General features: G+C 40.4%; 7 protein-coding genes. 6 read left to right on the top strand and 1 reads right to left on the bottom strand.

What is annotated here, in order from left to right; genetic code table 11:
• Positions 1-372: 372 nt before the first annotated feature.
• A complete protein-coding gene (locus tag AC5JMF_RS27390) occupies positions 373-1386 on the top strand; it encodes an ATP-binding protein (RefSeq protein WP_495798863.1) in 1014 nt (337 codons plus the stop codon).
• A gap of 48 nt (positions 1387-1434) precedes the next feature.
• Here the strand turns inward: AC5JMF_RS27390 and AC5JMF_RS27385 are convergent, their stop codons facing one another.
• Positions 1435-1647 (bottom strand): ribbon-helix-helix domain-containing protein, encoded by a 213-nt coding sequence (locus AC5JMF_RS27385; RefSeq protein ID WP_495798862.1) that lies wholly within the window; start codon positions 1645-1647, stop codon positions 1435-1437.
• A gap of 260 nt (positions 1648-1907) precedes the next feature.
• On the opposite strand from AC5JMF_RS27385, the gene AC5JMF_RS27380 reads away from it, so the two are divergent.
• From AC5JMF_RS27380 to AC5JMF_RS27360, 5 genes are all read left to right on the top strand, one after another.
• A complete protein-coding gene (locus AC5JMF_RS27380; RefSeq protein WP_495798861.1) occupies positions 1908-2090 on the top strand; it encodes a hypothetical protein in 183 nt (60 codons plus the stop codon).
• Positions 2091-2203: 113 nt separating this feature from the next.
• A complete protein-coding gene (locus tag AC5JMF_RS27375) occupies positions 2204-3667 on the top strand; it encodes a hypothetical protein (protein WP_495798860.1) in 1464 nt (487 codons plus the stop codon).
• A 2-nt stretch (positions 3668-3669) separates the two neighbouring features.
• The gene (locus tag AC5JMF_RS27370) at positions 3670-5028 is read left to right on the top strand and encodes a replicative DNA helicase (RefSeq protein WP_495798859.1); all 1359 of its coding nucleotides are present in this window, start codon (positions 3670-3672) and stop codon (positions 5026-5028) included.
• Between the two features lie 53 nt (positions 5029-5081).
• Positions 5082-6479 (top strand): ATP-dependent DNA helicase, encoded by a 1398-nt coding sequence (locus AC5JMF_RS27365; protein ID WP_495798858.1) that lies wholly within the window; start codon positions 5082-5084, stop codon positions 6477-6479.
• A gap of 144 nt (positions 6480-6623) precedes the next feature.
• Entirely contained in the window at positions 6624-7166 is a 543-nt protein-coding gene (locus AC5JMF_RS27360) for a hypothetical protein (RefSeq protein ID WP_495798857.1), read from the top strand.
• Positions 7167-7205: the final 39 nt, after the last annotated feature.

Genomic DNA, 7205 nt, shown 5'->3' with positions numbered 1-7205 from the left:
TTGAGAACAGCAGTTCGGTCAAACCCCTGCTCGTACAACCGACGCACCAAAGCCAGTTTCGACAAGTTTTTTATCTTCTGGGGTCATTGTTTTATCCTTCTTTTAACCATACTTTCTGACTGCCATAATTTTCTCAGCTATGGACAGCATTCGTATAGTCCCCCCATAATTCGCGAGTATGCCTCGCAAATTATTTTTCTTTTCTTTCGTCTTCTTGCCAAATTGGGATGCTCCCGTTCCCATAAGGAGACTAAATAGCTGAAAGTCAGAATAATTTTATTCTTCGTTAAACATGCTGATGTCAGAAAAGAGCAATTATTCAGAATTAATTTCTCTCAAAATACTGTGTTTGTTGAAATTAAGGAGCATACAATGTTTAAGAAAGCAACGAAATCTAACTTAAAAATTCGCCTTGCTTTAAGTGGAGCAAGTGGAGCAGGAAAAACGTTTTCGGCACTTTCCATCGCTGAACATCTTGGCGATAAAATTGCATTAATCGACACTGAAAGAGGCAGTGCAAGCAAGTACGCTGACCTTTTCGATTTCGACACCTGTGAATTAACCAATCATCACCCTGCTAAATACATAGAAGCAATTCGCTCAGCTGAGGAATTGGGCTATGAAATCATTATCATTGACTCCCTAACTCATGCGTGGTTTAGCGAGTTGGAATTATCAGGTGGTAGATTTGATGGTTGGGCAAAAGTCCGCCCTTTAGAGCGTAAATTAATTGATGCAATGATTGGTTCTCGCTGTCATATCATTGCGACAATGAGAAGTAAAACAGAATGGCTAATTGAGGAGAATCAAAAAGGTGGTAAATCCTCATATAGTCCTAAAAAAGTAGGCACATCACCAATTCAGGCTAGCGGAATTGAATTTGAGTTTGACGTGGCAGGAGAGTTAGATTATACACACATTTTAACTATTAGTAAAAGTCGTTGTCCGGCGATTACCGACAAGACTTTTCTTAATCCCGGTAAGGAATTGGCAGAGGAATTAAAAGGATGGTTGGCTACTGAGAAATCGCAACCACAAGTTACTATCACACCTCAAGTAACTGAACCAGTACCCGCACCAGTAGACCCTCAAGACTTGCGTGTTAAACAAGTTCGTACTGTACTTAATTTCCCTGTTGAACTAGTTGTGCAATGGCTGAAAGCTCAAGGTGTAAAATTTCCTAGTCAGCTTAAACCAAGTCAAGTTGATGATTTGGTAAAACATATGTGCCTATCTTGGGCAGCAGATAAATTTGATCATCCCAGTCATGCCGAAGAATCTTATCAAGACTACGTACTTGATTTATTAGCACGGGGAGGACATGAAGTAACATCAATTCAAGCATGGATGCAGGATGTGCTGGAACCAGAAACAGCAGCTTCATAAAAAAAGTTTTGTAGTTAGTCACATTCTTTGACTACTAACTATTTCTGTTTATAAGCGGTCTAATTGCGCTTTCTCCATGTTCATTCTGTCAATGACATCTAATTTTGATTCCACACTAGAAGAAACTATTTGTCCCGCAAAAGAACTGACACTTTTACCGTGGGCATTTGCCCACTGTTGTAGCTTTTCATACATATACCGGGAAATCACAATTTGGACTCTAACGTTTTCTTCTTGGGGCATATCCTGGCTATGTTTCAACTGTGCAAGGGGAATTAGTACATTATAGAACCATTCTCAATACAGTCTCACCCCTAAATTGGGTTAAATACATTCAAAACACATTGCATACACATTATGCAATGTGTATAATTAAATAACAGCCAAAAAATGGTACTCAATTAGGTTTAGAGACAACAACAAAGCCGCAGTAATTTGCTAACTACTAGCCAGTTTGTGGGATTCAACCAAGATTGTAAGTCAACTTCATACTTTTAATTGAAATCAGATTCACACAAAATATGACCAATTTTGAAAGCCGTAGAATCACTATCAGCCACTTTGCTGCTGTCAAAGTCTGTGAACTGTTGAATGTACCTTTAGATTGTAAACCTCAAACTCTAGGCTCTGCTGTCGAACAATTAATTTTTGAACTTGGTTATCAACGCTCAAGCCTTGAGGAGAAAGCTAAAAGTCATCAGTAATTCAGATTTCCAGTTTGGGAGTGAAAACACTCTACCTCTTGCTTTTGAGGGAACTAATCAAACGAGCAACCCTGCACAAACAATTAATCACAGATCAAATTAAGAGGTGCATGATGGCAGTCGTCCATTTAGTCAAACATTACGGTAAGTATTTTCATGTTCGAGAAGATTATCTCAAAATCTGTGACAACGATAGTTGCTGTGCCAAGATTCTAGATTTGATGGAATACTGGACACAATGCCGAGACTATGAGATTAAAAGAGTTAGAAGTCACAATACCAAAGCCAACAAAAACAGTATACCCACAATCCAAGAACCAGATTACTGGCTGTACGAAACAATAGACGACATTCGGACTGGACTTTTTAATGAATACGGGACTACTTATATCAAATTCGCCCTCAAAAGGCTAAAAGCCAAAGGGTTTATTGACGATAAACAATCAGCCAACAAATTTGATAAAACCCGACTTTACAAACTCAACATTACTGAGATTCAAAAAGCACTCGATAACCTGTATCAAGCTCAAACCCTGGATATTACCGAACAGACAAAATTAACCCTCGATCAGTCAAAAGTGTCTTTCCATCAGACAGATTTGTCTTTGGAGGAGTCAAAAGTGTCTCTGGATGAGTCAAATTTGTCTGATGATCTATATTCTTTAAACATTCTAAATAAACAGTCTTCTCTAACAGTCCTGGCTAACACGCCCCCTGAACCCGGCGTCCCCACCCATGAGGATGAAACAGAGGACTTGTTAAACAAAGACATCGCATCACAGCAAGGTAACTCAACTGACCAGTCCACTCATGAAGAAACCACCCCAAAAATTTCGCCCTGTCAAGAAGAAAAAGCAGAGTCTTTGCATCAACAAGTAAGGCCCTCTCTTGGAGCAACTCTTGCGGCGGGGTCGTTCGACAAAGCTGAACAATTGAACGAGTCCCTAAGCGAACATTCACCAAAACAAAAACAAAAGCCGGTTAAATTCCAGTCAATTGAGGACTTGATAGACCATGTATTGCTAGACCCTGGCATCATGGCATCTGACCCATTGCCATCGGTTTACAAGAATGAAATCAAGATGCACTCCTGGCGCTTTCCTTGGCGAACTGCGACCAGAGACAAGATTTATCAGACCTGCAACAGCGCCCTTGTGGAGTTAATTGCAAAAGAAAGGGCCAGTTGGAGTCAAGTCAATTGGGAGGGGAAAATTCCAACGGTGATGAAGTCTATAAGCAACATGGAATCAACTAAGGGTGGCTTGGAAGAGTTGATGAGCTATTGGGATGAAGTTAAAGCTCAACAGCAAAAACACATACTGCACGAAAAAACAAATGCACCTTCAACTGATGCAAAAAATATATCGCTCATTGAAGCCATAGCCCAGGATAAACAGCGTCGTCAACAGGAAGAATCAGCAAAAACGCCTGCTAAACCAATGCCAGTTGATATCAAACAGCAGCTTTTAGCCAAGCTTGAAGCGGCTGCTGCACCAAAACAAGTTCAGTCAAATTCGAGATTTTCTCACTCCTCATTACGAGAGCTTGAAAATCAGTTAAAATTAGCACGTGCATAAGTATGTACAACAATCGTTCCAACCAAGATAACGTAATCTCTTTTTCTGCTGACCGCAATCAGGATCATTTACCGCCGCAGAACATTGAAGCAGAAGAGGGCATCCTCGGTGGTATCTTGTTTGACCCAGATGCAATGAGTCGCATCAGTGATATTCTAGTCAGTGAAGCTTTTTACGTTAACGCTCATTCTTACATTTACCAAGCTGCACTGCACCTGCATACACAAGGCAAACCCACAGACTTGCTTAGTGTTAGCAGTTGGCTATCTGACAATGGTTTGCTAGAGCGTATTGGCGGTAGAGCTAAGTTAGCAACTCTAGTTGACCGCACGGTGTCAGCCCTTAACATTGATGCCCTCGCTCTTTTGGTGATTGAAAAATACCGCCGCCGTCAACTAATTAAGGCTGGTAATGACATTGTGCGCTTGGGATACGAAACTGAAACTGAACTATCACAAGTCCTTACACAAGCTGAACAAAGAGTTTTTAGCATCACCCATCAAGCCGATGGTGATCAGCACAAAATCTTTAGCGCACCTGAAATGGCAATTGACCTTTACCAGAAGCTCGAAGCTGGTCAAACGGCGGGTGAAAAAGTTGGTTGGTATGATTTAGAGTCGATTACTGGTGGTATTTACCCTTCGAGTTTGGTGGTAGTAGCAGCTGAGTCCCACATGGGAAAAACTCATTTCATGATTTCTTATGCTTATGAGATGATGACCAAGTTGGCTAAACCAGTTCTCTACATTACCCCAGAGTTAGACAAAACTCTTGTCAATCAAAGAATGATTGCCAGAATTACAGGCATAGACGCGGCCTTGATTCAAACCAAACCTCAGTCCCACTGGACACAGATAGCCCAAGGAGTCTCACAACTATCAGAACTTCCTTGGAAGGTTTATGAATATTCCTCACCTACCCCAACGATGGTTGGCTCTGCGGTGCGTCGTGCTGCTGTTGAATTTGGTGTCCCTATTGGTGCGGTCTTTGTTGACTATTTGCAGCAAATTCCATTGGAGTCGGGCGGTAACATGGCTTTTGAAGTTGGTAAGATCACTCGTCAGATTCGAGATATCGCCAAATACCACAAAATTCCCGTGTTTTTGGGCTGTCAAATCAATCGCAGTAATCAACACTCTGCTGATAAACGTCCTAACCGTCATCTATTGCGTAATTCTGGTGAAATCTTTGAGGTTTGTGACCAACTGATTATACTCTACCGCAACTCGGTATATAGCAATAACACGAGCGATCGCACCATTGAATTAATTGTCGAGAAAAACCGTCTTTATGGCAAGTTGGGTACTGCAACTATGTTGTGTGACTTGTCTGTTTCTAAGTTTTTGAACATGGTCAGGTAAATTAAACAATATCAATCAATTTGAACTTGAAATAATTTTAGGAGGTAAACAAATTGAAACCAGTAACAATTATTAACTCCAACTGGAGCAAAAGCAAACATCGAGAGGGATTATCTTTAAACCAGATGCAAGCATTTGATTTAATTCATGACTGGTACAGTCTTCATCCAGATACACCTTTTGTTTTACGCGGTTATGCAGGTACAGGAAAGACATTTTTAGTGCAACGGGTTATTAAATCTTTTCAAGAATGTTTTCACACATCAGAAGCTAATAAAACTGCTCCTTTGAAAGTTGCTTTGTGCGCTCCTACCCACAAAGCTAGACACGTATTAGACGCGATGGCAACAGAAGTAGGGTTAAAAGTACATATCTCAACTCTGCATAGTCTACTTCATATCATGCCTGGGGAGTACGATGAAAACGGTAAGCAAAAACTTAAACCCAATAATTATTCGGGTGAGCCTTATTACCACGAATTTAACTTGGTGGTTGTTGATGAAGCTTCCATGCTCGGACAGGAACTTCTTGATTTAATCCCTTCTCGAACTCCAACTATTTTTATGGGTGACCCCGCACAATTACCACCGATTGAAGACAATGTTGATTTATCGCCTGTTTTTAGTTTACCTATTGGCATAGAATTAACTCAAGTCATGAGATATTCTGGGGCAATTGCCGAATATGTCACATCTCTCCGACAAAATTTAAATTCACAATTTCCACCACGTTTACTGAGCCAGGGTAACATTGAAAAGATGCAGTTTGACCAATGGCTAGAATCTGCTATTGAGGCTTATAAATTTTCTCGCTCCTCAGCTAAGATTTTGGCATGGACTAATAATAGAATTAATGTTTTAAACCAGCAAATTCGCACTGCGCTTTATCCTGATGCTGAACTCATAGAAGTCGGAGAGATTTTATTTACTAAAGAACCAATCTTTTTGCATTCTGACTCTAGTAGTAAAAAAGATATTTTCATGCATTCATGTGCAGAATGCGAAGTTACAGATTTTAAGGAGTATTCCGGTAATAGACACCATTTAGTACATAGCCCATTCAAAACATACAGAATCGAAGTTAAAAATGACATGGGTAGAGAAGCGCGTCTATCTATGATTCATCCTGATGATTGGGAGTTAATCAAATATGCAGTTGCTGATGCCAAGAAAAAAATATTTGAGCTACCTGTTAAACAAAGAAGTTATGCATGGCGAGAATATTACGAGTTTTTAGAAACTTACAATCTCGTTGTCAAGGGTAGTTTGATGCACCGATTACAGTATGGCTATGCAATCACTGTTCACCAATCGCAAGGTGGGACATTTAGTAATTGTTTTGTCGATACTTCAAATATTTTTGGCTGTCGAGATGTTTTGATGCGTAATAAACTACTGTACGTTGCTTACAGTCGTGCTTCACAACAACTTTATTGCTGTAGTAAGTGGTAATAGTAAACAACCCTTTCTGTTAATAACTACTTTAGCTATTGAGTTTTAGAGACAAAAACATGATCTATGGATATCGGATCGATAAAGGTGGAGCGGGATGTTTATATGTACTTCAAGGCGACAAATTTAGGCTGGTGTGGAGAGATGCGTACATCGAATCTGCTATTTCAAGGGATTGAGATTAAAAAAGATAAGAGTAACGGTTTACCCGATACCCACACAACTACTATTACGACATCACCCGAATCTTATACTCCCACTCGTAATGAGTCAATTACCAAGGATTTCATTGCTTCACAGAACTTACCTTTCCCACCTGTAATTACTAGCTTGTTGTTTAAATGTCACGAAGCTGGATATGAGGTAAAGTGCGATCGCACTCACTGCGGCTACTACCAAATATCCTTGGGCGATGAAGACTTAGGCACTTGGTCGGAGCTTGGCGTACTTGGGGTGTTAGGGGGATTGCACGAGGAGTTTTACAGACAAAGGCTGATTCCGTCAATGGCAGCACACAAGGAAACTGTACCTGTCACAGTTGAAGAAGCTGTACCAGCTATACGAGTAAAGACTGTCGCACAAGAACCGGAACTGATCACCAGACTTGACAAGTTAAAAGGACAGCAATTAACAGAGATTCAGAACTGGTGCAACTCCATCAAGCACCTGATATCCCTAGCTATCTAATTGGTATTTCAGGGCTTGAGACTCAAGCATAGTAAGAAG

The organism is Desmonostoc vinosum (assembly GCF_059505385.1).
The sequence above is the reverse complement of the archived record's forward strand: the minus strand, read 5'-3'. Positions and strand labels throughout refer to the sequence as shown.